General features: G+C 36.9%; 23 protein-coding genes. 17 read left to right on the forward strand and 6 right to left on the reverse strand.

Features of this window, described 5'->3' with window-relative positions; translation table 11 throughout:
• Nucleotides 1–9: 9 nt before the first annotated feature.
• The gene (locus tag AC2VNP_RS19075; protein WP_486918835.1) at nt 10–681 is read right to left on the reverse strand and encodes a reverse transcriptase-like protein; all 672 of its coding nucleotides are present in this window, start codon (nt 679–681) and stop codon (nt 10–12) included.
• A gap of 452 nt (nt 682–1,133) precedes the next feature.
• On the opposite strand from AC2VNP_RS19075, the gene metA reads away from it, so the two are divergent.
• Nucleotides 1,134–2,048: a homoserine O-acetyltransferase MetA gene (metA, locus tag AC2VNP_RS19080; protein ID WP_486918836.1), complete on the forward strand. Its 915-nt coding sequence runs from the start codon at nt 1,134–1,136 to the stop codon at nt 2,046–2,048.
• Nucleotides 2,049–2,254: 206 nt separating this feature from the next.
• The gene (locus AC2VNP_RS19085) at nt 2,255–3,352 is read left to right on the forward strand and encodes a hypothetical protein (RefSeq protein ID WP_486918837.1); all 1,098 of its coding nucleotides are present in this window, start codon (nt 2,255–2,257) and stop codon (nt 3,350–3,352) included.
• 170 nt (nt 3,353–3,522) lie between these two features.
• On the opposite strand, the gene AC2VNP_RS19090 is transcribed toward AC2VNP_RS19085, so the two are convergent.
• Nucleotides 3,523–3,723, reverse strand: coding sequence for a hypothetical protein (locus AC2VNP_RS19090; RefSeq protein WP_486918838.1), 201 nt, complete (start codon nt 3,721–3,723; stop codon nt 3,523–3,525).
• Between the two features lie 91 nt (nt 3,724–3,814).
• Between AC2VNP_RS19090 and AC2VNP_RS19095 the strand changes: the two genes are divergently transcribed.
• The 5 genes from AC2VNP_RS19095 to AC2VNP_RS19115 all read left to right on the forward strand — a co-directional run bounded on the left by AC2VNP_RS19095 (nt 3,815) and on the right by AC2VNP_RS19115 (nt 11,623).
• Nucleotides 3,815–4,660, forward strand: a complete 846-nt coding sequence (locus AC2VNP_RS19095) for an alpha/beta fold hydrolase (RefSeq protein WP_486918839.1) — start codon at nt 3,815–3,817, stop codon at nt 4,658–4,660.
• A gap of 79 nt (nt 4,661–4,739) precedes the next feature.
• Nucleotides 4,740–5,957: an EAL domain-containing protein gene (locus AC2VNP_RS19100; protein WP_486918840.1), complete on the forward strand. Its 1,218-nt coding sequence runs from the start codon at nt 4,740–4,742 to the stop codon at nt 5,955–5,957.
• 200 nt (nt 5,958–6,157) lie between these two features.
• A complete protein-coding gene (locus tag AC2VNP_RS19105) occupies nt 6,158–7,336 on the forward strand; it encodes an MFS transporter (RefSeq protein ID WP_486918841.1) in 1,179 nt (392 codons plus the stop codon).
• A 98-nt stretch (nt 7,337–7,434) separates the two neighbouring features.
• Nucleotides 7,435–11,256 carry a dynamin family protein gene (locus AC2VNP_RS19110; RefSeq protein WP_486918842.1) on the forward strand — a complete coding sequence of 1,274 codons (3,822 nt, stop codon included), beginning with the start codon at nt 7,435–7,437 and terminating at the stop codon, nt 11,254–11,256.
• Nucleotides 11,257–11,413: 157 nt separating this feature from the next.
• Nucleotides 11,414–11,623, forward strand: coding sequence for a hypothetical protein (locus AC2VNP_RS19115; RefSeq protein WP_486918843.1), 210 nt, complete (start codon nt 11,414–11,416; stop codon nt 11,621–11,623).
• A 124-nt stretch (nt 11,624–11,747) separates the two neighbouring features.
• On the opposite strand, the gene AC2VNP_RS19120 is transcribed toward AC2VNP_RS19115, so the two are convergent.
• On the reverse strand, nt 11,748–12,152 hold the full coding sequence (locus tag AC2VNP_RS19120; protein ID WP_486918844.1) for a YppG family protein: 405 nt from the start codon (nt 12,150–12,152) through the stop codon (nt 11,748–11,750).
• 24 nt (nt 12,153–12,176) lie between these two features.
• The gene (locus AC2VNP_RS19125) at nt 12,177–12,620 is read right to left on the reverse strand and encodes an Hsp20/alpha crystallin family protein (RefSeq protein WP_486918845.1); all 444 of its coding nucleotides are present in this window, start codon (nt 12,618–12,620) and stop codon (nt 12,177–12,179) included.
• 112 nt (nt 12,621–12,732) lie between these two features.
• Between AC2VNP_RS19125 and AC2VNP_RS19130 the strand changes: the two genes are divergently transcribed.
• The 4 genes from AC2VNP_RS19130 (at nt 12,733) to AC2VNP_RS19145 (ending at nt 17,177) form a co-directional block, all read left to right on the forward strand.
• The gene (locus AC2VNP_RS19130) at nt 12,733–13,662 is read left to right on the forward strand and encodes a dipeptidase (protein ID WP_486918846.1); all 930 of its coding nucleotides are present in this window, start codon (nt 12,733–12,735) and stop codon (nt 13,660–13,662) included.
• A gap of 55 nt (nt 13,663–13,717) precedes the next feature.
• Nucleotides 13,718–14,002 carry an iron-sulfur cluster assembly accessory protein gene (locus AC2VNP_RS19135; protein WP_486918847.1) on the forward strand — a complete coding sequence of 95 codons (285 nt, stop codon included), beginning with the start codon at nt 13,718–13,720 and terminating at the stop codon, nt 14,000–14,002.
• Between the two features lie 571 nt (nt 14,003–14,573).
• Complete coding sequence (locus AC2VNP_RS19140) at nt 14,574–16,196, forward strand: Na/Pi cotransporter family protein (protein ID WP_486918848.1); 1,623 nt, start codon at nt 14,574–14,576, stop codon at nt 16,194–16,196.
• 75 nt (nt 16,197–16,271) lie between these two features.
• Nucleotides 16,272–17,177 (forward strand): chemotaxis protein, encoded by a 906-nt coding sequence (locus AC2VNP_RS19145; protein WP_486918849.1) that lies wholly within the window; start codon nt 16,272–16,274, stop codon nt 17,175–17,177.
• An 84-nt stretch (nt 17,178–17,261) separates the two neighbouring features.
• Here AC2VNP_RS19145 and AC2VNP_RS19150 read toward each other — a convergent pair whose 3' ends face one another.
• The gene (locus AC2VNP_RS19150; protein ID WP_486918850.1) at nt 17,262–17,714 is read right to left on the reverse strand and encodes a DUF421 domain-containing protein; all 453 of its coding nucleotides are present in this window, start codon (nt 17,712–17,714) and stop codon (nt 17,262–17,264) included.
• Between the two features lie 192 nt (nt 17,715–17,906).
• On the opposite strand from AC2VNP_RS19150, the gene AC2VNP_RS19155 reads away from it, so the two are divergent.
• From AC2VNP_RS19155 to ablB, 6 genes are all read left to right on the forward strand, one after another.
• The gene (locus AC2VNP_RS19155; RefSeq protein ID WP_275117437.1) at nt 17,907–18,113 is read left to right on the forward strand and encodes a hypothetical protein; all 207 of its coding nucleotides are present in this window, start codon (nt 17,907–17,909) and stop codon (nt 18,111–18,113) included.
• Nucleotides 18,114–18,297: 184 nt separating this feature from the next.
• Nucleotides 18,298–19,647 carry an aspartate aminotransferase family protein gene (locus tag AC2VNP_RS19160; RefSeq protein ID WP_486918851.1) on the forward strand — a complete coding sequence of 450 codons (1,350 nt, stop codon included), beginning with the start codon at nt 18,298–18,300 and terminating at the stop codon, nt 19,645–19,647.
• A 4-nt stretch (nt 19,648–19,651) separates the two neighbouring features.
• The gene (locus tag AC2VNP_RS19165) at nt 19,652–20,335 is read left to right on the forward strand and encodes a CoA transferase subunit A (RefSeq protein ID WP_486918852.1); all 684 of its coding nucleotides are present in this window, start codon (nt 19,652–19,654) and stop codon (nt 20,333–20,335) included.
• Nucleotides 20,320–20,979, forward strand: coding sequence for a 3-oxoacid CoA-transferase subunit B (locus tag AC2VNP_RS19170; RefSeq protein WP_486918853.1), 660 nt, complete (start codon nt 20,320–20,322; stop codon nt 20,977–20,979). Before AC2VNP_RS19165 ends, AC2VNP_RS19170 begins: the two co-directional genes overlap by 16 nt.
• A 23-nt stretch (nt 20,980–21,002) precedes the next feature.
• Nucleotides 21,003–22,277, forward strand: a complete 1,275-nt coding sequence (locus tag AC2VNP_RS19175; protein WP_486918854.1) for a peptidase — start codon at nt 21,003–21,005, stop codon at nt 22,275–22,277.
• A gap of 43 nt (nt 22,278–22,320) precedes the next feature.
• Nucleotides 22,321–23,145 (forward strand): putative beta-lysine N-acetyltransferase, encoded by an 825-nt coding sequence (gene ablB / locus AC2VNP_RS19180; protein ID WP_486918855.1) that lies wholly within the window; start codon nt 22,321–22,323, stop codon nt 23,143–23,145.
• A 157-nt stretch (nt 23,146–23,302) separates the two neighbouring features.
• Here the strand turns inward: ablB and AC2VNP_RS19185 are convergent, their stop codons facing one another.
• Complete coding sequence (locus tag AC2VNP_RS19185; RefSeq protein WP_486918893.1) at nt 23,303–23,575, reverse strand: YokU family protein; 273 nt, start codon at nt 23,573–23,575, stop codon at nt 23,303–23,305.
• Nucleotides 23,576–23,577: the final 2 nt, after the last annotated feature.

Consider the following 23,577-nt stretch of genomic DNA (forward strand, 5'->3'; position numbering starts at 1 on the left):
ATAAGGAGGTTAGCTGTCTCCATCATTTAAATTAGAATGACTAGATATAAATATTTCGTTTAAAGCTTGGGAAGCGAGTTGATCGGCTTCCCGATTTTCTTTTCTCGATATCGATTGATAATTTACTTTGTAGCCTAGTTGTTTTGTTTTTTTCTCTATTCTTTCTAACCAGCGCTCTAAGTCTTCCTCGTAACAAGGCCATTCGTTTGTTAATTGATTGATGACGACTAATGAGTCACCTTTTATCGTGAGTTCTGTATGATGCACGTCGAGTTCTTCTAACTGAAGCAGTAAGTTCCAAAGAGCGGCGTATTCGGCTTCATTGTTTGAATCAATTTCTTCTATACGCTCATTTTTTCGCACACGAAACTTCTGTCCGTCTTTTTCATAATAAATAACAATGCCTAAACCAGCGGTATTCGTTAACTTATCGTAGCCTCCATCAAAATAAGCAATTATTTGCTGTGGCTCTTCAGCTTCTTTCTCTAATAGTTTTTCAAGCTCTTTTTTAGTCCATTCGGAGTCCATTTGATCAAAAAATTGTATCTGTTTAACTCTTCCCGTTTTTTCAATATCCCTTGTTACATAAAGAATATCTTGTACACTCATAAAGTCGGTTGTAAGTAAATAAGTTTTTTTACTTTTTGGAATTTGGTAGTTCCATTCTAATCGGACTTTCATACGATCCACCTCGATATTAATTTAACTAGACTGTGTTATGTAAAATTATAATATCCTCTTTTCTAAAATATCTTAGCTCCATGCTTTTAACTTTAGCAGAGCGGATGCCTAATATCTTCACGCTGTACCGTATGAGATATTGGGCTCAACAATAAATGTGAGCCCAATATCTTAAGAATAAGCACTTAACTTAAACTTAAACTAAAATAACAATTGCGAATTATATAAATTCATGATAATTTAATAAATTAAAAGGGTAAAGTTTTTACATCATTTTTTTAAGTTTTTTATTAAGAAATCCATTAAGAAGTTTAATTCCCTGTTTTATCAGGATAAGCTTGACTACTTTGCGAATAACAGGTCCAATCATTATATAATTCCTCCTAATGTTTATTTATGTTTAGGATGGTTGTTTTACCTAAGATTTATCCTGTCAAAAAGGAGTTAGAAAAATGCCAATTAGAGTTCCAGATCATTTACCAGCAAAAGAAATTTTGTCAAATGAAAATATCTTTGTCATGGATGAAAGCAGGGCGTATAAGCAAGATATCCGTCCATTAAAAATTGTTATTTTAAACTTGATGCCGATTAAAGAAGTAACCGAAACTCAATTACTTCGTTTGTTAGGTAATACCCCTCTGCAAGTAGATGTAGTATTTATACATCCAGATACACATAAATCAAAAAATACGTCGGAAGAACACTTATCTTCTTTTTATAAAACATTTGAAGATATTAAAAATCAAAAGTTTGATGGTATGATTATTACAGGAGCCCCCATTGAGAAGTTAGTTTTTGAAGAGGTTAATTATTGGGATGAGTTAAAACAAATTATGGAATGGACGATCTCCAATGTGACTTCAACATTACATATTTGCTGGGGGGCACAAGCAGGGCTCTATTACCATTATGGGGTGCCAAAATATCCACTTAAGAAAAAGATGTTCGGTGTGTTTCCTCACAATGTAAAAAATGAATCCAATATTAAATTGCTAAGAGGCTTTGATGATGTCTTCCTAGCACCTCATTCGCGCCATACTGAAGTGAGAAAGGAAGATATTGAAAAGGTACCGGATTTAGAAATACTTAGTGAGTCACCTGAAGCTGGTGTATATATCGTTGCTTCAAGAAATGGAAAGCAGATATTTGTGTCTGGACATTCTGAATATGACTGTACGACGTTGCAAGATGAATACGAAAGAGATGTAAATAAAGGACTCAGTATAGAAATGCCGATTAACTATTTTCCGAATGATGATGCGAAAGAAAAACCGTTATTGCGTTGGCGAGCTCATTCTAATTTATTATTTTCAAACTGGCTCAATTATTACGTATACCAAGAAACACCATATGATCTATCAAAATGATAAACAGGCTGGCTCAAATAAGAGCTAGCCTGTTTTTATTGTGCAAATTTGTAACCAATTTAATAATTTTGCATAGGTTTACAATAGGTTAATGTCTATATTTTACTAATAAAATGACTCACTACACAAAGTAAAACTTGGATAATGATTATCTATGATTGAAACGGTTTATCACCTTTCAAAAAATCTTAAGGTGGGGTTTATTTATGAAAATGGATCGAAGGTTCTATGTTAGCGGACATACGAGAGTAGGGTATTTCTCTGTTTTACCTGAATTAGCTCAGCAGTTTGAATGTATGTTTGTGTTAAAAGATCTCTCGATGAAACAATGCCATGAGACACTCGAGAGGATCGGGCATGCACTGAATGAAAACAATTACTTTGTTGATTATTTCCACAGCCCAAGTAACAACGATTATGTTGAAGGTTTGCGAATTCAAGATTTGAAATTAGCTGTTGTATCCTACGATATGTTAAAGAACATCAACACAAACTTTGCTGAGCAAACAGTTATTTTTATTAACTTTAAAAAAGCGTTGGATGACCAAAAGGCCGCTCAATTCCTTAAACAAATTAGGCAGTTGGAACATGAGCGTGACTACCAAATTCAACTTGCATATGAACAGTTTTCGCAAGCTAAAGAACACCATGAGATGAAAGAGCAAATTTATTTGTCTGCAATGGATTTTAATAAAGCAAATGAAGTAACTGATAAACTGAAAAGAGCGATCTTACAATCGAGAAAAGGGAAAAAGAAAGTGGGTAGTAAAGAACAAATCTTTTTCGGTGCAGCAACACCAAAAGGGGCCGTGCACTTTATTGAAGAGCTGACCGCAGATTTAAAAACAAGATATATTATTAAGGGGCGCTCTGGAAGCGGTAAATCAACGTTAATGCGGAAAATAGCAACAGAAGCACTTCAACGCGGGATGGATGTAACGTATTTCTTATGTGGCTTTGATCCCTCGAGTGTTGATATGATTATTATTGAAGATTTAAAGATTGCTATCCTTGACGGAACTGCCCCCCATGTCATTGATCCTAAAAGTGAGCGGGATAAAGTCATTGATATGTTTGAATTTTGTATTGACCCGAGTATAGAAGAAACTGATATGCCAGCCATTAATCAATGCGAAAAAAATTATAAAGGCTGTATGAAGGATGGCACAGGACATTTAAGGAAAGCAAAAGAGGCGCAAGATGTAATTGACGAATATTATGATATGATCACCATTAAGGATAAACTAATTGCACTGCAAGAAGATTTGATTCAGAAGGTTATAGAACCATTGAAAGAAGAATAGTACCTGAATAATGGCTGTTATAAGGTAAAAAAGTGTAAAAGAGGGCTGACTCATCACATCATAGCAGTTGCACTAGCAACAAACAGATACAATAGAAACATGTATTTAAGTATATGCAGTCAGCCTTCCATTTTTAAGTGAGTAATAATTTGCTATGATGCTCTTTTCCTCTATAAATTTCTTTTTTGTATCCCTATGCGGTCTTTTAGTGGGCCTGGATCGACATGGAGGTCATTGTGATCATCATCGCTCACATCTTCCATCGCAAAACCGTCACCATAATCCTTCGTGTATTCCAAGTCAATTTTCGCTTCTAATCCATAATCTTTTGTACGTGGTTCAACTGTGATTCGCTTATTGTTATTTTTCACTTTATCCCCCCTATACTTCGGTTATTTGAGTTATAGTTTGTTAAAATAAAGGCAATTCTATACAAAAAACACATTGGGTGAGGTGTTCCTGATGATACAGCACTATTTTGAAAAAGCCGAAACCGTACTAGTGGATAATGTGAAAGTGCATTATGAATATTACTGTCACGAGCAAACTGTTGGAAAGCCGGTTATTGTACTGATTCATGGTTTTGTTTCGTCGACTCATTGCTTTCGTCACCTCATTCCGTATATAGCTAAACATTTTTCTATTGTAGCTATTGATTTACCGGGATTCGGCAAAAGTGAGAAATCGAATTCTTTTATCTATTCCTTTCATAATTATGCAAATCTTATTTTTTCACTTTTGAATATGTTAAACATCAAAGAAGTTATAGCTTCAGGTCACTCCATGGGTGGCCAAGTTGCTTTATATATGGCTAAATTAAAACCTGAACGAGTCAAAAAAGTTGTCCTACTTTCAAGCTCAGGTTATTTAAAGCGGGCCAAAAGAAAATATCGTTACGCTTCATATCTTCCGTTTGCTCCAAGACTAGTGAAGAGCTTTTTTGTCAAACGAGATTATAAAGATGCGTTATCCTATGTGGTCTATAACAAAGAAACCATTAATCCAGATGATGTGAATGAATATGCAAAAGCGTTTGAGGACGATCGTTTTTTTCACTCGTTAGTCCGGGTGCTGCGTCATCGTGAAGGTGATTTAACAGCAGAGCAACTAAAGGAAATTGAACAACCGGTTTTATTGTTTTGGGGAAAACATGATCAAGTAATTCCACTGTATATCGGAAAAAGACTGCAGACCGACTTACCCAACGCTGGTATCGTGATATTTGAAGAAACAGGACACTTAGTACCTGAAGAACGTCCGAAAGAAGTAGCGGAGCAAATTATTGAATTTATAGATAGAGGTAGATAGTAGTCGCATCCAAGTTCTAATCCCTAGATGGTATGCTATAATATGGATGTCCTTCTTTTTGAAACTTGGAGGTGAGGATTTGGATGCATTAGATGTCATAATGAATAAAGATAAAATTATTCCATATTTTCAACCAATCGTAAGTGCGGATACACAGTTAGTTATTGGATATGAATCATTAGCACGTATCCAAATGGAAGATGGTGTAAAAAGCTTAGGTTGGTTTTTTAAAGATCAATCAATTCCCGACGAGTATCGTCAAGAAGTAGATGAATATGTATGTCATCTAGCGATTGAAAAACTATTAGAATATAACATAGAGGCAAAACTGTTTATCAATGTAGATATGAATGAAATTTTAAAAGATAATGGCGACCAACTCATAAATAATTTAAAATCTTATGAAACAAAAGGACTTCTACTATCAAATATCGTAATAGAATTTGCGGAGCAGGATTTTAAAGGGAATATTTCGTCGCTAAAGCATTTATTAACTTATATTCAAAGCTTGGGAATTCAAATCGCTATTGATGATGTCGGTAAAACGGGAAGTAACCTAGACCAAATTGCGTTGCTGAGACCTAATATCGTCAAGGTAGATTTACAGTTTTTAGAAGGGGATGCTTTTCCACAACTTTATCGTGATGTTCTCTATTCTCTATCATTACTTACTAGAAAAATAGGGGCAACTTTAATGTTTGAAGGAATAGGAAGTTTTAACCAGTTGAATTACGCCTGGAGAAATGGCGGGCATTATTACCAAGGGTACTACCTATCTAGACCGAAACCAACCTTTCAGGAAATAGATTTTTGTAAAAGTTCACTAAAAAAGGAATTCCACCATTTTATCCATTTTGAACGAAAAAAGATTGAGGCACAAATTTCATTGACAGAGAAACTTTCACAGTTGATAAGAAACTCAATTAAGAAAGTGAAGGCACTCGATAGTTATGACGACGTTGTCTTGAAAATCGCCAAGGAATTGAGCGAGATTTCGTTTCGTGTATACATTTGTGACCATGATGGTTATCAGCAATCCGGGAATGCGGTTAAAGATGTAGACGGCAAATGGCACTTACTAGAAGGAAGCCGCTTTAAGAACTGGAGTTGGCGACCTTATTTTCTAGAAAATATCGTTCGGATGAATTACGAACGAAAAGGGATATTATCTGATCTTTATACTGATATTGAAAAGGATGAAATGATTAGAACGTACTCATTTCCGATGGATGATCATTTATTTTTATTTGTTGATATTCCATACAGTTACTTATTTGAACAAGATGGATTAATGTAAACTTAACAATTGCCCCCAAGCTAGATCTGTTAAAGGATATGGGGGCTTTTTTATTTTTGTGAAAAATTAATTATTTTTAAAACTCTAGTCAATCGGAGCAAAAACCATTATCCTTTATAAAGTGAGTTTTCTCTGTTTCGTCTTAGGAAGATACTTTAAAGTAAGACATTTTTGTATTTAAGAAAGGAGTGTAGAGGAATATGGTACCCAATCGATCTGTGTTTAAGCTCATGGCTTACTTGTTTTTTGCTTATTCTATTATGACTATCGTTATGAGTTACATACCGATTTACTTTAGGTATCAAGGAATGACTGCAAAAGAGCTCGGAGTCCTTTTAGCAGTAGGTCCGCTCGCTTCTATTTTTGCTCAACCGTTTTGGGGCTTTATGAGCGATAAATTTAAAACGATTAAACGAATTTTAATCATTGTTGTCGCCGGAACTTTCATTGCGACGCTTGGACTATTTCAGATGAATAACCTCGTTGGCTATACGATCATGATGTTCGTATTATTTCTATTTTTAGCCCCTGTAACAGCTTTAGGCGATAGCCTTTCACAGAAAACGGCTCTTCAACATAAAGTAAGTTTCGGGCGAATTCGAATGTGGGGTTCGTTAGGTTTTGCAACGTCATCTTTACTTGCCGGTTATTATCTAACGTTCGTCGGAATCCAGTACATTATGTTTCCTATTTTAGTAATGGCTATTATTACGTTTTTATTCGTATTATCCATCAACGATGTTAAAGCGACGAATAAACCTGTAACGATCTTAAATGCTGTCAAATTAGGAGCGAATCCACGCCTTTTCACGTTTTTATTGATTATTATTTTTATTTCGATTACTCACCGCACGAATGATAACTACCTTGGAATTTTCGTGACTGAATTAGGCGGAAAAGAGTCATTAATCGGCTGGGCTTGGTTTATCGGAGTTGTGTCAGAAGCGATCGTTTTCTTTGCCGCAGCTTTTTGGTTCAGAAAGTATAATCCGTTAACGTTCTTAATGATTTCCGCTGTTTTATACAGTGTTCGTTGGTTCCTTATGGGAGCTGCTACAGTTCCTGAAACCTTGCTTATTTTACAAGCTTTACATGGTCTCACTTTCGGAATTTTTTACATTGCAGCATTTCAAATTGTGACCAAGTTAGTGCCTGAAGAATTACAGGCAACGGGCCATGTATTATTTATTACAACATTTTTCGGGATCTCAGGTATTGTCGGTGCATTTGTCGGCGGCTTAGTTATCGAGAGTACGAGTGTTGCCCAACTTTATAGCTATTTAGGTTATCTATCGGTAATCGGTTTCTTCGGTTTAATGATTTATAAATTCCTAACTGAAAATCGTCTCGGCGAAACAATCGAATATTCCAATACATAGAGGCTGCTTGTAGAGTAGTCTCTATTAGACTTTCTTACAGGATATAAGTTAAAATTTACATAGTGAACTGAACGAATCTTGTGATGGAAGTGAGTATCATGCAAATATCTACTTCGCTGCATAGTAATAACGTAATGATCGACCATGATGAACTGATACTAGTATTAGAACAAATGGCAGGGAAATTAGCAGAAGCGGGCCATCCAAATACTAAAGTGGATGAACTAATTAGTAAACTTCGGAAACAAGAGTATGGGATTGCTTTCTGTGGACACTTTTCTGCAGGGAAGTCAACGTTAATTAATGAATTACTCGGGGAACACGTACTGCCATCTAGCCCAATTCCCACAAGTGCCAATGTTGTAAAAATGGTGAGCGGGCCTCCAAAGGTCATTGTCGAATATACAGATGCTTCGGTTAAATTATTTGAAGGATCGTATAAAAATGATGTGGTGCAAGAATATTGCCGAGATGGAAACAATGTAACGAGATTAACTATTTTTAATGATCGACATGGTCTACCTGACAACTTATACATACTAGATACACCTGGGATTGACTCTACTGATGATGCACACCGAGTAGCAGCTGAATCGACATTACACATTGCTGACACAGTTGTGTATATGATGGATTATAACCATATACAATCCGAGATGAATTATGCTTTTCTAAAAGAAATGAATAGAAGATTTAAAAAGGTCGCTTTAGTTGTTAATCAAATAGATAAGCATCAAGAAGCGGAGATGAGTTTTGAGGATTTTAAAACACTTACGATTCAATCGATTGAAAATGAAGGGATCTCATTTGACTCCCTCTTTTTTACATCCGCCATTGATCGTCTCAATCCATACAATGAGTTAGACAAACTAAAAAGATACTTAGAGTCTATTGTTAATAATCGGCAGCAATTATTGTCAGTTAGCGTGTGGAAAGAAGCGTTCCTAGTGATTTTAGACCATGAGCGATGGTTGGTAAAGTGGTACAAAAAACAAATGCAACAATTTGAACAATTGTTATCCCCCCATCAATTGAGAGATGAGCCTGACTTACAGAATGAACTACAGAAGCTAAAAAAGGAAACAAAACCAGCGAAAGAAGTGTTAGAGGAGTTTGAGGAGGCCTTTCTTCTTCAGTTTAGTACGTTATTAAATAACGCTAACCTAATGCCATACCATACTCGGAATTTGGCAAGGGATTTCCTTGAAGCAGAACAAATCGGCTACAAAGTTAAAGGGTTGTTTTCTGCGAAAAAAACAAAAGCAGAAAGAGGACGCAGGCGAGATGCTTTATATCAAGAATTAAAAGAGAATGCAGTGACTTATATCGATATTCATTTTAGAGATTTATTTTTTAAACTATTAAAAACTTATGAGATCCGAGAAGAAAGCCTCAGTCAGGCCGTTCATGACTTTTCTGGCCAGTTACAAGAAGATGTGATTACTCGATCGCAGAAAAGAGGAGCCTTATTTTCTCATGAATATGTTTTAAACTTTTCAAAAACATTGATGGATGAGGTTAAAAGTCATTATCGAAAAAAAGCAAATAAGCTGTTAGGGATGGCTCTAGAGGTGCTAAGTCAAACGCTAACGAGTCAAACGAAAGCACAGGTTAGAAAGCGGGATGAGCTAGAAAGAAAAATAGCCGCATGTACGGGTATTCATGAGATTAATCAAAATATTGAAGAAAAAATTCAGCAATTAGCAAACAAGCTAGAAGCGCTTAACCAAAACGACGAGTATCATTCAGGTAAGAATAAAGACACAGCTTCCCAGTCGTTTCGATTTAAAGAAACGAGTGAGGTAAGAGAACAGAAAAAATGTATAAATTTAAGCCGCTTAGGCAGTGAAACTGGTGCTGTTCGTCCTTTTCATTTGATTAATGAAAAGGAGAGAAGATTAAAAGCGGCGAAGCACATTGAAAATATAGGTAGTATTGTTGCAACATTACCCAGTTTACAACGAGTCGCTGAGAACTTTATTGACCATAGTAATCGCTTAAAAGACAGGACATTTACGATTGCTCTTTTTGGAGCATTTAGTTCAGGGAAATCTTCGTTTGCAAATGCATTAGTTGGTGCGAACGTCCTTCCTGTATCACCTCATCCAACAACAGCGACAATCAATAGGATCTTGCCTCCTACCAAGGAGCATTCCCACGGGACCATTCATGTTTTCTACAAACAGGAGGCAGTTGTTTTAGGGGAAGTTAATGAAATTCTCCAAGTCACAGCTAGATCGATAAATAATGTAGAAGACTTGAAGCCATTATTAGAAGAAAGACAAAGAGCTGTTGTTGAGAACTCGAAACATAGCGACCAAGAAAATAAAGAAGAGAAGGATGGAAAAGAGGAAAAAGAGAGTAAATTTGACCTTTTTGAACTTATTCATCCGAATCAACTCCAATATTTAACGTTTATTGTAGAGGGCTATAAGTCAGTTAAGGACCAACTAGGGAATACACGTAACGTAACGAACAAAGAATATAAAAAGCTAGTTGCTACCGAACGATTTGCAGCTTTTATTGAACGGATTGATGTTTATTACAATTCACCTATTGCTAAACAAGGCATTACACTTGTTGATACACCAGGGGCAAATTCAATCCATACAAGACATACAAAGCTTGCATTTAACTTTATCAAGCATGCAGATGCGATCGTTTTTCTGACTTATTATAATCACGCGTTTTCAAAGAGTGACCGAGAATTTCTCATTCAACTTGGACGTGTTAAAAATTGTTTTGAAACCGATAAAATGTACTTTGTTATAAATGCTGCGGATTTAGCACAAGACGAAGAAGAAATGAAACTCGTCACTTCTCACGTTGAAAAAAATTTATTGCAATGTGGAATTCGTTTTCCGCAAATTTTTCCGATTTCAAGTCAGCTTGCACTTCTAGCAAAAATTAAGACTGCCCGAACATTTACCTCTAAAGAAAGCGATGTTTTTAAAGGACTTTTACCAGGCCAGAGAGGAGAAGAAGCTCTTGAATATTCGGGAATTACGAGTTTTGAAACTTCTTTCTATTCATTCGTGTTAAGTGAATTAACGAATGTCGCGATCCGAGGAGCAAATGGTGATCTCACTCACCTATGTCATACGTTACAAAAATGGTATGAGGATGCAAATAAAGATGAAACGTCAAAACGCCAGCAACGCATGGAGCTTAGTCAGGTAGTTGCTCATAAACAGCATGAGATTAATCAGTCAAGCTTCAACATTGAAGAGCAGCTTGTTCGTCAGGAAATCCATGAATTAATTTATTATGTTAAACAGAGAGTGTTTTATCGCTACTTCGATGAATTTAAAGAACTGATCAACCCGAGTCGATTTAAGGAAGATACTGAATTCCAGAAACAGTTACATTTAGGGGTTCACAATGTTCTTCAATTTTTAGCTCATGACTTAGTGCAAGAATTACGTGCGACGAGCTTTCGCCTAGAGGTGTTTATTAACAAAAGTTTAAGTGACATTGAAAATCATTTGGTGGAAAAGATAATTCAAGGAGACGGTCTATCGTTGTTACGATACAAAGTGAACCCAATTTTAGAACTAGACATTGAAGCTTTTTCTCATCTAGGTGTGTCTGATTTTGAAGAGGAATTGAAAGTTCATGAAAACAGCAAAACATTTTTTGTTGAAAAAGGGAATTTACAGTTGAGGGATAAGATTGAGGAACGGTTACGATTGCCCGTAGATCGATACTTAAAAAAGTATCGAAGTCATTTTGAAGATGTTTTCGTCGAATGGTTTTTAAGCGAAATAAACCAATTAAAATTACACCATATTTCACAATTAGACCATTATAAGCAGGAACGACAGGCTGTATTAGCAGATCATAACCAGTCTATTCTAATCGGTGAAGTTCTTGATAAATTAACTGCAGAGCGTAATTACCTTTCTGCTTATGTAATTTAATGAGGCGCAAAATAGTGAGGTAAACTTATAGTGAGGAGGGAGTAGATACATGAAGGTAATTGTTACAGATGCGGCCATTGCACGCTTAGAATTGGAATTTCAATTAGAGCATATCTATCTTCGCGTACTAGCGATTGATACGTACGAATGAAGTACGATGTTAGAGTTTCAACTTGCTCTGGATGAGCAAGCAGTAAATGATGAAGTATTCACATTTGACAAGGTTCACGTCCTACTTGATCAAAAGGCGCTAGAAGAGATCGGGAATTATTTAAAAATCGATTATTATGAAAACCAAGGCTTCCGTCTAATTAATTCTTCGCAAACTTTAGGATATGGTTTACGAATAAAAAAGAAAACCACGTAATAAAATCTTGAAGCTAACTCAGTCTTAAAAGTTTTAGCCAATTACGCTGATGTTGTTCTAGTCTCAAATGTTTTTATAAAAATGCGTAACACGAGAAGGCAATACTGAGTTAGCTTCGCTTTAATTATGCTTTTGGAGTAAAGAATGAGCTGACCGACTTAACGAGTGGTGAAATTTGGTTTACCGTTTTTACGACTTGGTCAACAGTTTGGAATGTTTTCGAAATATCGAATTTTCCATCGGGTCCCGTAAATGCATTAAAGAAGGCGGGCCCCTGTGGTCGGTAAGGATTTTGTGGACCCAATTGGTTTGGTCCTTGATTACCTTGGAAGCTTTGCTGCATATTTTGCTGCGTGTTTTGCTGTAAAGGTAAGTTATAATTTGCGCTAGGATATGGAAAAACTTCAGGTGAGTAAAGCCCCCCATGAAACGGATTAGAATTTTGATATTGATTAGTAAAATAGTTAGGTTGCTGCTGATAGTAAGGAAAACCTTGAAAACCAAAAGGTGAGTCATTATAAAAATTCATTTTAACCCCTCCACTTACATACCATTATTCAATATCAATCACATGACGTCGATTCGGTACTTTTATTGTTAATAGTCCATTTTGATACTTTGCTTTTACATCTTTTTGTGTCACGGGAAAAGGCAATGAGATGACACGTTCTTTAACTTGCGAAGAATACTGTTGTTTAACATATTTGTCTACTTCATTCTTTTCTTCCATGAACTCTTCTTGTTTGACGCCAATTTTCACATGACTTTGATAGACATCTAAGATAATTTGTTCTTTTTTAACACCAGGTAGTTGTGCTTCAATAACAAATGCTGACTCCGTTTCATAGGTTTGAACTGGGATTTGCGAATGAAACATACCATTATTGTGAAGGTTTTGAAAAGCATCGTAAAAAAATGAGTCAATGGACTTTAAAAAATCATTGTAAGATTTTTTAATTACATCCGGTAATTGTGGTTCTTTTTTCTTCTCACTCATACAGATCACTCCATTTAATACTTATATCTGCTTTACTATATGAATGAAGGTTTGTTTCTGTTAGTGATATTTGCCTAAAGGACATATACCTATTATAAAAAGGAGGGAAAGTATGAAAATATTTGATGCACATTGTGATGCTCTGTTAAAACTTTGGGAAAAAGAAGAGCGTGATTTTACGAATTCTAATGAGATTGATGCCAATTACGAAAGACTAATGAAAGGCGGAGTGAAAGTTCAATGTTTTGCATTGTTTGCTGAGCCGGATTTAACAATCGAAGAAAAGTATCAATCCATTTTAAAGCAAATTGAATTATTTCAAACAGAAGTCATTAAAAAGCATGATAAGGTGAAGCATATTAAGGAATGGAAGGATATTGCTCAATTAAAAGACGGAGAGATTGGAGCTGTCCTAACACTCGAAGGAGTTGACTGTATCGGGGATAACCTAACCAAGTTAAACATCTTTTATCAACTTGGGGTCAAGTCTGTTGGTCTTACCTGGAACCAAGCTAATTTATGTGCTGATGGGGTCGGTGAGCCACGGGGAGCTGGTCTTACCTTACTAGGTAAAGAGCTCGTTCAGTTGAATAACGAACATAAAGTATGGACAGATGTCGCTCATCTTAGTGAAAAGGGTTTTTGGGATGTCATGGAATTAGCAGATTATCCTGTTGCGACTCATTGTAATGCTCGTGCCCTGTGTGATCATCGACGTAATTTGAAGGATGAGCAAATTTTAGCATTAGTAAAAAAGGGTGGTTGGGTAGGTCTCGTTTGGCATCCGATCTTTTTAACAGGGACTGATCATGCAACGATGACGGACTGCATCCGACATATCGATCATTTGTGTTCGCTTGGAGTAAAGGACCATATTTTATTTGGATCTGATTTTGACGGTATTTCCGTCTTCGTCAAGGGTCTAGAAAACGCAAGTAAATATCCTAATTTTATTGAAGAATTGCTTAAACACTTTTCAGAAGCTGATGTTAAAAGGTTTGCGTATGGAAATTTTGAAACCTATATAAACCGTATAACATAGCTTGGCAAAAGTTACTATTCCTTATATACTTTAAGAAAGAAAAGAGGTGAAGAACATGTTTATTACAGATAAAGCCAAAGCACTAATCCTAGCAGCAATGGAAGAAAACAATTCTTCATCAATCCGTGTCGTATTTGCTGGCATGGGTTGAGGGGGGCCAAAGTTAGGACTGGCTCTGGATGAGCCAGAAGAGAGCGATAAGATTGAAACAATTAATGGATTAACAGTAGCAATTGAGGATCACGTTATTCCTTTTGTCGAGGATATAACGTTAGATTGCGTAACGAATGAGTTTGGTAAAGAGGCTTTAACCATTATAGGAAACAGTGATTGTTGTTAATACGCAGCCTATAAAGGAACGCTAGGATCTTTTGAATGATCCTGGCGTTTCTTTTTTATTGGCTTTATTTGTTGAAGATTTTCTATTCCTGTAAATTTTTCCTCAAGTGCACACAAAACAGGGGTATTGGTTAGCGGATTTTCCTAGATTTTTCCTCAAGTGCACACAAAACAAGGGTATTGGTTAGCGGATTTTCCTAGATTTTTCCTCAAGTGCACACAAAACAAGGGCATTGGTTAGCGGATTTTCCTAGATTTTTCCTCAAGCGCACACGAAAGAGGGTCATTGGTTAGTGGATTCGCCTAAATTTTCCCTTAAGCGCACAGCAAACAGGGCTAATGGTTAGTGTATTCCCCTAATTTTTTCCTCAACTGCTCTCCAATCATGGCCTTCAGGCGCTTGCCTTCTCAAATTTCCCCTTTCCTCACTTTCAAACAATACAATAAACTCTTTTGAGGTTGAAAGAACTGCGTTAGAATAGAGACAGGAATAAATTGATGCTCTACAATCATTTAAAGATAATAGGATACTAATAAAAGATATTTGTATAGAAGAGAGATAGGTGCGAAACATGGGGACGTTTACTATTGTTTTAGGGGGAGTCGGGTTATTTCTTCTTGGAATGACCTTAATGACAGATGGCTTAAAAGCATTAGCTGGAGATGCTTTAAAGCAACTTTTAAGTAAGTTTACGGGTGGAACAATTTCATCTGTTTTGTCGGGAGCGACAATTACAGCATTAATCCAATCTTCCAGTGCAACAACATTTATGACGATAGGGTTTGTTAGTGCAGGGTTACTAACATTTACGCAGTCTGTCGGTGTAATTATCGGTGCTAATGTTGGTAGTACAAGTACGGGATGGCTCGTTTCAGTGATTGGATTTAAAGTGAATATGTCTACACTTGCGTTGCCTTTAATCGGAATTGGTGTGTTTTTAAAACTTTTTTCAAAAGGGAAATTAACACCACACGGAATGGCACTCGCTGGTTTTGGTCTGTTATTTTTAGGAATTGATATCTTGCAGCAAGGAATGTCAGGTATCGGAGATATGTTCAACCTTGGGGCTATTTCAGGCGATACATTTGTACATATGCTTTTACTCATTGTAATAGGGATTGCAATGACGGTTATTATGCAATCCTCAAGTGCAGCTGTTGTTACCACGTTAACTGCCCTTTACGCTGGTGCTATTACATTTGATCAAGCTGCTGTGTTAGTCATTGGGCAAAATGTCGGTACGACCGTAAAAGCAATGATAGCTGCAGTTGGCAGTTCAATTCCGGCAAAGAGAACTGCGGTTGCACATATTTTATTTAACCTATTAACAGGTTTACTTGCTTTATTGGCATTGCCTTTATTTATTTCCGCTGTTTTTTATATAAGTGATTTACTGCACATTACCGATCAAAGTGTGTCACTTGCTATTTTTCATACACTATTTAATGTCATTGGCGTTTTATTGTTTGTGCCATTTATGCCCTTGTTTATTAAACTAGTTATTAAAATTGTCCCTGAAAAAGGTGAGCATTTAACGAAGCATTTAGATCACAGTGTAGCAACAGTTGGTCCTGTAGCAATTGAGGCAGTTAGGAGAACATTATTAAAAATTATGGGGTTAATCTCCATATCATTTGTTTCGGTGTTTAAAGGTGAAAAGCCGCTAATCTTTTTAAAGAAAAAGCTTGAGGATGCTGAAAATGCATTAGTGGAAATTCGTAGCTTTTTAACCAAAGTCAATTCAGAGTCTGTCAGTCATTCAGACCGAGAGTACAGCAGCCACGTCTCTATGATTCACGCCATCGATCATATCGATCGTTTAATTAAAGCCTTAAAAGAGATTGAGTCCATTGAAAAACTAAAACGTGATCATAATACTCTAAGCTTACTCGTGAAGTTAGCTAAAGTATTTGAACAAGTTAGTGGAAGCATACAAAATAAACAGCTTGAATATCTAGTCGATCTCGTTGAGACAAATTCAAAGGAAATAGCAGAAATTCGTAAAGAGGATCGAAAGACTATCATTAAAACGACAGCTAAAAGCCAACTTGATGTAAGTGTCGCAATTGAAAAAGTTCACTCTATTCATTGGGTGGATCGAGTCGCTTTTCACTTATGGCGAACGATGTATCATCTAGAAGATAAAGAAGTAATGGAAGTAACCGACTTTGAAGTAGAAAGTGCCCCAGAATAAATATTATTGTTGTGCTAGACTATAATTTCACTTATCATATGGTTATAAAGAAGTGGTTCAAGCGGGAGGACTTCCATGGTTACTGATAAAATATTACTAGAAACAGGAACGAATGAACTAGAAATAGTGATGTTTAATGTAGGTACGGGTTTATTTGGGATTAATGTGTTAAAGGTGCGCGAAATTATTAACCCGTTGCCCATTACCGAAACACCGAATGCACATCCGTATGTAGAAGGAGTCATTCGTTTACGACAAGAGGTTATTCCAGTCGTTAATCTGTCAAAAGTATTAAATTTTCCTTCGTCTGAAAATCCAGAACAGGATAAATTCATTATCTCAGAATTAAATCAAGTCAAAGTGGCTTTTCACGTTCATAGCGTTTCAAGAATTCATCGCATATCTTGGCAGCAAATTGAAAAGCCAAGTCAACTTTCTCAAGGAGAGCAAGCTCAGACCATCGGGATTGTGAAAATGGAAGAAGGAATGGCCCTATTACTTGACTTTGAAAAAATTGTCGTTGATATCAGCCCAGAAGCTGGTGTTAACGTAGAAAGTCTAAAGGTTCTCGGACCTAGGCAGCGGTCAGCGAAAAGAATTGTAGCCGCTGAAGATTCAGCTATTCTACGAAAATTATTAAGTGATACGTTAGCTGAAGCTGGTTACGATAATGTACTCTTTTTTGAAAATGGGCAGGCGGCATGGGAATACCTTGAAGGTTTAGCGTGTGATCTAGATCATGACCCATTGGAAGAAGTCAATTTGTTAATTACTGATTTAGAAATGCCTCAAATGGATGGTCATCATTTAACACTAAGAGTAAAAAATAATTCAAGGCTAGCAGGTTTACCAGTAGTTATATTTTCTTCTCTTATTACGGATGATTTGTTCCATAAGGGCGAAAAAGTCGGAGCGAGTGCGCAAGTAAGTAAACCTGAAATCGTCAAACTCGTCCAACAAATTGATCAGCTTATTTTATAGGTTAGCTCAGTGGAAAACGATGAAGAAATGCATGAAGGATTTTGAGTTGCAATAGCTTTTCTTTTTCTCAAGAGGCTCCTCTAATTAAGGGGTCTCTTTTTTATCATTGTTCATTTCTTTAGGTTTTTTAGTCAGAAGCAAGCTTACTTTTCCATTGGGCTCTAAAAAGCCGTCTTTTACCTTTTCTACCGTTTCTATTCCTTTAATTCTTAATTCCTGGTCTAAGTTTTTGGTTGTCATTCTAGCTTTTTTTAAACCATTCATTAATACTTTTCCGTTACGGATGATTTGGATTGGACGTCCCATAATTAATATCTCAAATCGATCCGATTTTAAAGATAAAAAACTAAAAACGATTTGTGCTACTACAAATCCACTAATTGCAATAATGGAGGTGAATGGGTGGATGGAAGGATCAACGAGTGGGGCCCCCATCAATGCGCCGATTGCAATAACAACGACTAAATCGAAATCCGTCATTTCCCCAACTGCTTGGCTTCCCATCAATCGAAAAGCTGTAATTCCGATAGAAAACATTAGTAGTGTTTTTAGAAAAATAGGAACATATATCACATGCTGGGTCTCCGATCATAGATTTATTAAGTTTATTATTTGAAAAAAATGTAAATTTATACTTTATCCAAATTTTTATTTAAGGTATAGGCAATGAACCAAAATCCCTTAATTGACATAGTATTTACTATACTTTTTATGCAAGGGGAAATGGTTATGGCAAAAAAATCGTCAAACAAGAAAGTACTATTACCACAAGTGAACAAACATGCATTTAATATGAAAGTTGTTACTTCTGATGTATGTTTTGCTTGTAAAACGAAATGTAATCGAGGTATTGCTTATATGGAAAAAATGTCACAGCCAGGAGCAATGGGAAAAGGAGTACCTTGTATTCTAACAAAAGGTAAAGGATATAAGTAAGAATTTAAAGAGTTGGCTCTTTAGTATTGTTGGAACCTCAAAAGAAGTAAGAGAGGTGCAATCGGTATCGAGGAGCAACTCTTTTTCAATGGCATTGACAGTCCTGATCGTGAATAAACTATAGCAACGAACATATTTTCAAAGCATTCCGACTGCAGTTAACTAGTCATATAGGAGGAAAGCCATGGGGAGACGATATTTAATTCAACCGTTCCTTACTAAAAACTATCCCATTATTCAGTATGGTAAAGGGGTTTTTTTATATGACAAAAATGGAAAAGAATATCTAGACGGGTCCTCAGGAGCTGTAACAGCTAATATTGGTCATGGCGTTCATGAGATTATTGAAGCGATGCATGATCAGAGTCAGAAAGTTTCTTTTGTGTATCGTTCACAGTTTTCAAACGAACCAGCAGAACAACTAGCGAAGCAATTAAGTGAGTTATCGCCAGGTGCACTCAATTGGACTTTTTTCGTCAATAGCGGTACAGAAGCAATCGAGACGGCAATGAAAGTTGCCCTTCAACATTGGCAAGAAAAACAGCAGCCAGAGAAGCAATTATTTATTTCAAGGCGGTTAAGCTACCATGGGATAACAATTGGTGCTTTATCATTATCTGGTTTTATTACAAGGCGCGAGAGATTCGAACTATTACTTGAAAACTATCCTTCCTTATCACCTCCTTATTGTTATCGCTGTCCATTCCACTCTAATTATCCAAAATGTCATTTAAAATGTGCAGAAGAATTAGAAGAGATCATCGAGAGGCTAGGTGCCAAGTACATTGCAGCGTTTGTGGCAGAACCGGTAATCGGTGCTGCGGGTGGAGCCATATCACCACCCGACGGATACTATCAAAAAATAAAAGAAATTTGCAAGCGTTATAATATTTTATTTATCGCAGATGAAGTCATGACAGGAATGGGCAGAACAGGAAAGATGTTTGCTATCGAGCATTGGGGCGTAACACCTGATATTATGACCATTGGCAAAGGACTGAGTGGCGGGTACGCACCGATTGCAGCAACGCTTATTTCAGATGAAGTGATGAAACCGATTGAAGAGGGCACAAAAGTGATTATGAGCGGCCATACATTTAGTGCCAATCCACAATCGTGTGCAACAGCATTAGCTGTCATTCGCTATACATTAAAAAACAAATTGATAAATGAGGTGGAAGCTAAGGGTGAATTACTAATGAAAAAGTTGACGCCGATAGCGAAACGATTCCCGTTCATTGGTGATATTCGCGGAAAAGGATTACTTATTGGGGTTGAGTTCGTAGAGAATATCCGTCAGAAGAAGTCGTTTCCACGACATTGGAATATCAGTCAACGAGTAGTTGATCACGCACTAGAATCAGGGTTGCTGTTATATCCTGCAGCTTCGGGTGATAACGGCTTAGATAATAATGGAATATTAATTGCACCTCCATTAACCATTACACCAAAAGAAATTGATGTGCTTGTGGAGCGTCTTGCCAAAACATTAATGATGACTGAACAGACTTTGTCACAACTAGAAAGGAGTTAATCCGATGTCACATCAGAAAGTACGGTCCAAAGAAAACATACTCGATTATGTAAGGAGTTCAAGTACGATTATGATTGGTGGCTTTGGTGGTGTAGGCACTCCGCCTACGACGATTGATGTGCTTCTTCATAGTGATATTGACTCGTTAACGATAATTAGTAATGATGCTGGCTTCCCTGGTATAGGGATTGGTAGACTAGTATGTCATCATAAAGCAGCTAAAATGATTACAACCCATATTGGTTCCAATCCAGTAGCTGGAAGACTAATGAATGAAAATAAATTAGAAATCGAATTTGTTCCTCAAGGAACGTTTGCTGAACGTGTTCGTGCAGGTGGAGTCGGTCTTAGGGGCATTCTAGTCGACAGCGGTCTTCAGTCATACAATAGTTCTAGCAAAAATACGGTAAAGATCGATAACAAACTTTTTTATTTGGAACGTCCGCTTACAGCTGATGTATCTTTTATATATGCGAAGAAAGCGGATACACTCGGCAATCTTATTTATGATAAGACAGCAAGAAATATGAACCCACTTATGGCAATGGCTGGCGATGTAACAATCGCTGAAGTGGAAGAGATTGTTCCTGCAGGCAGTCTTGACCCAGATCTTATTGTTACACCTGGAGTGTTTGTAGACGTTATCGTTGAAAGTGAAGGGGTGAACTGGAAATGGGTTTGGGAGTAGAAGAGCGTGTTCGAATGGCAAAGCGTGCAGCCAAAGAAATTACTCCAGGCATGTGTGTGAACTTAGGAATTGGAATCCCTACCCTGGTTGCGGACTATATACCTAATGAATGGAATGTCATGTTCCATGCTGAAAATGGAATTCTAGGTGCAGGGAGTAAGCCGATTGCAGGAGCAGAGGATGAGAACTTATGTAATGCAGGAGGATTTCCGATTACCTTACGTAAAGGCGGGGTATATTTTGATAGTGCAACAGCTTTTGCTATCGTCCGTAAACAAATGCTGGATATGACAGTTTTAGGAGGATTAGAAGTAAGTGAACGTGGTGATTTAGCCAATTGGATAGTTCCAGGTAAACGTGTGCCAGGTATGGGTGGAGCCATGGATTTAGCTGTTAATGCAAAAAAACTAGTTGTTCTATTAAGTCACACAGATAATCTAGGAAATCCGAAAATTGTAAAAGAGTGCAAACTTCCATTAACGGCTTCACGTTGTGTCCGTTTAATTATTACGGAGAGGGCTGTAATTGAGGTCACCCCTTCAGGTTTAATTTTACAAGAAACACTGGGTAATTATTCAATAGATGAAGTTATCGAAAATACCGGGTGTCCATTAACAATACCAACTGATTTTATGAAACTCTAATTCGTTTAAGGAGGGATCAAACGATGAATAAAGATTATCAATCACTCATTCACTCATGGATCAACGAAAATAGAGTCGTCGGAATTGAACTTTTACAAAAGCTTGTTAGGAACCGAAGTATACAAACGAATGAGTATGAAGCTCAACAAGTCATTATCAACCATTTACAGAAGCTTGACCTAGAAATTGACGAATGGGAAGTATCAGGAGATATTTTTACTCATCCGTATTTTTGTTCAACGAGAAAGAGCTTCTTGAAAAGTCCTAATGTCGTTGGAGTGAAAAGAGGAATTGGCAAAGGGAAATCGATCATTTTAAATGGCCATATTGACGTTGTACCTGAAGGCGATGTAACACAATGGACGGATGACCCCTACAGTGGCAAAATAGAAGGTGGAAAAATGTATGGGCGCGGTACGACTGATATGAAAGGTGGAACCGTTTCGCTGTTATTAGCTATTCAAGCCTTGAAAGAACTTGGAATTCAATTAGATGGTGATGTCATTTTTCAAAGTGTGATAGAAGAAGAAAGTGGCGGCGCTGGTACGTTGGGAACCTTACTACGAGGCTATAAAGCAGATGCTGCTATTATTCCAGAGCCTACTAATATGAAGATCTTTCCAAGACAACAAGGTTCCATGTGGTTTCGCCTGACTGTAAAAGGCCGTTCCGCACATGGCGGGACTCGTTATGAAGGAGTTAGTGCGATTGAAAAGTCAATGATCGTTATTCAGGAACTACAGAACTTAGAAAAAGTCCGCAATGCGAGAATAGTTGATCCACTCTATGAAAATACACCAATACCAATTCCAATTAATTTAGGTGTTATTAAAGGCGGTGATTGGCCATCCTCAGTAGCTGATGAGGTCATAATAGAGGGAAGGATCGGTGTAGCTCCAGATGAGGAAATGCGACAGGCGCAAGAAGAACTGAGACTTTGCTTGAAAAACCTTGAGAAAATAGACCCTTGGTTTAAGGAAAAGCCAGTTGGACTGGATTGGTTCGGTGCAAGATGGGTACCTGGCACCATAGATGAAGAGCATCCATTAATGGGGATCCTTCGGTCGAAGTTTGAACAAGTGAAACAGACTGATCCTAAAATTGAAGCTTCCCCTTGGGGAACAGATGGAGGGTTATTAGAAAAGTTAGGCGGAATACCAGTTATTGTTTTCGGACCAGGTACAACTGAGATTGCTCATTTTCCTAATGAATATATTGAGCTTGAGAGAATATTTGAAGTCGCTGAAATTATCGCACTCACATTAATTGATTGGTGTGGAGTGAACGATGAAAAATAAAAATAAAGGTTCGCTAGCGACAGTGAGTCTAGTAGGTGATTAAATGAAAAATCAAATAGAAGTAGATTTATATAATGATAGGATCGTTGCCTATTTTCCGCTTGCAAGGGAAGAAGAACTAGTTCAGCTTGTTCAGTTGCAACAACAGCACCAACCTTCAAAAACTATAGTGTATGTGACGAAAGAATATGTTGATCATTTCGTCCAACAAGGCTATGAGTTAGAAGGGGAGATTCCAAGTTTTTTTTATGGATTTAATAGTTATATTGTATGTCAATATAAAGGAAAAGAACGAAAAACTTCAAAGCAGGTGGAAAAGCAGGCTAACATTATGAGTACGGTTCAACAAACAAAAAATCTTATGGGATTATCACCATTAGAAGATCGATATTCACTGCAATTAGCTAGTCATAATGATGTAAAAGGGCTTGTTGAATTATATAAAAAGGTTTTCGAAAGATATCCAACTATGATTTTTGATGAGGACTATATAAGAAAAATGATGACGGATGATTACTTTTTTGTTGTTATCAAAGATCAAAATAAAATAGTGAGTGCAGCCTCGGCGATGATTAATGAGTATAAAAGTGCCGAAATTACGGATTGTGCCACTGATCCTGATTATCGTGGAAAGCAGTTCCTATTACACATCATAACTAGGTTAGAGCAGGAGTTGTTCAATCGAGGAGTGTATTGCGCGTATTCATTAACCCGAGCAATGTCACCAGGAATGAACGTGACTATTAAACGTTTAGGCTATAATTATGGAGGGAAATTAGTAAATAATTGCATCATAAGCACCGGCTTTGAAGATATGTGTATTTGGTCAAAGCAACTTAACGAAAAAAGTAAAAGAGCTGACTCCTAGTATTTAGAGTCAGCTCTTTTAATAGAAAAGATATAAAATTTTTCGGGTGACCTTTAGCTGGGCAACCTCAGCTCGAGGACTTTTCGGTTGCCGGTAATGAATGGACTATAGCTGACCAAGTAGAAAGTGATATCGCTATCAGATGCTTACGTCTTTTTTACATTCTAAAATAATTTTTCTTCAGTACCCGTGGTTGATTCATAAGTGAATTGTAACCAATGGAGTGCGGGAGGTCCTGGGTATGAATTAGAAATAAATGGTCTTCAATGTCTTGAACCAATGACTCTTCAATATAGTTCATGCCGCAGGATTGACAGTGTATAGACGGGATATCATGAATTTGTATCGCTTTTAATCCGTCTGGTAACTCCCAATAGGCTTCTTTTGTAGTTTGAATTGTATTTTTTGATTGACACCATTCACAGTTCATCA

The organism is Alkalihalobacterium sp. TH-98 (assembly GCF_057473385.1).

What these genes read in the sequence shown, in the direction of transcription:
- AC2VNP_RS19160 (WP_486918851.1), top strand. Translation starts at nt 18,298, where the DNA reads ATGGGGAGACGATATTTAATTCAACCGTTCCTTACTAAAAACTATCCC.
- metA (WP_486918836.1), top strand. Translation starts at nt 1,134, where the DNA reads ATGCCAATTAGAGTTCCAGATCATTTACCAGCAAAAGAAATTTTGTCA.
- AC2VNP_RS19140 (WP_486918848.1), top strand. Translation starts at nt 14,574, where the DNA reads ATGGGGACGTTTACTATTGTTTTAGGGGGAGTCGGGTTATTTCTTCTT.
- AC2VNP_RS19105 (WP_486918841.1), top strand. Translation starts at nt 6,158, where the DNA reads ATGGTACCCAATCGATCTGTGTTTAAGCTCATGGCTTACTTGTTTTTT.
- ablB (WP_486918855.1), top strand. Translation starts at nt 22,321, where the DNA reads ATGAAAAATCAAATAGAAGTAGATTTATATAATGATAGGATCGTTGCC.
- AC2VNP_RS19075 (WP_486918835.1), bottom strand. Translation starts at nt 681, where the DNA reads ATGAAAGTCCGATTAGAATGGAACTACCAAATTCCAAAAAGTAAAAAA.
- AC2VNP_RS19175 (WP_486918854.1), top strand. Translation starts at nt 21,003, where the DNA reads ATGAATAAAGATTATCAATCACTCATTCACTCATGGATCAACGAAAAT.
- AC2VNP_RS19155 (WP_275117437.1), top strand. Translation starts at nt 17,907, where the DNA reads ATGGCAAAAAAATCGTCAAACAAGAAAGTACTATTACCACAAGTGAAC.
- AC2VNP_RS19165 (WP_486918852.1), top strand. Translation starts at nt 19,652, where the DNA reads ATGTCACATCAGAAAGTACGGTCCAAAGAAAACATACTCGATTATGTA.
- AC2VNP_RS19125 (WP_486918845.1), bottom strand. Translation starts at nt 12,620, where the DNA reads ATGAGTGAGAAGAAAAAAGAACCACAATTACCGGATGTAATTAAAAAA.
- AC2VNP_RS19095 (WP_486918839.1), top strand. Translation starts at nt 3,815, where the DNA reads ATGATACAGCACTATTTTGAAAAAGCCGAAACCGTACTAGTGGATAAT.
- AC2VNP_RS19110 (WP_486918842.1), top strand. Translation starts at nt 7,435, where the DNA reads ATGCAAATATCTACTTCGCTGCATAGTAATAACGTAATGATCGACCAT.
- AC2VNP_RS19185 (WP_486918893.1), bottom strand. Translation starts at nt 23,575, where the DNA reads ATGAACTGTGAATGGTGTCAATCAAAAAATACAATTCAAACTACAAAA.
- AC2VNP_RS19150 (WP_486918850.1), bottom strand. Translation starts at nt 17,714, where the DNA reads ATGTTTTCTATCGGAATTACAGCTTTTCGATTGATGGGAAGCCAAGCA.
- AC2VNP_RS19170 (WP_486918853.1), top strand. Translation starts at nt 20,320, where the DNA reads ATGGGTTTGGGAGTAGAAGAGCGTGTTCGAATGGCAAAGCGTGCAGCC.
- AC2VNP_RS19120 (WP_486918844.1), bottom strand. Translation starts at nt 12,152, where the DNA reads ATGAATTTTTATAATGACTCACCTTTTGGTTTTCAAGGTTTTCCTTAC.
- AC2VNP_RS19130 (WP_486918846.1), top strand. Translation starts at nt 12,733, where the DNA reads ATGAAAATATTTGATGCACATTGTGATGCTCTGTTAAAACTTTGGGAA.
- AC2VNP_RS19145 (WP_486918849.1), top strand. Translation starts at nt 16,272, where the DNA reads ATGGTTACTGATAAAATATTACTAGAAACAGGAACGAATGAACTAGAA.
- AC2VNP_RS19085 (WP_486918837.1), top strand. Translation starts at nt 2,255, where the DNA reads ATGAAAATGGATCGAAGGTTCTATGTTAGCGGACATACGAGAGTAGGG.
- AC2VNP_RS19115 (WP_486918843.1), top strand. Translation starts at nt 11,414, where the DNA reads ATGTTAGAGTTTCAACTTGCTCTGGATGAGCAAGCAGTAAATGATGAA.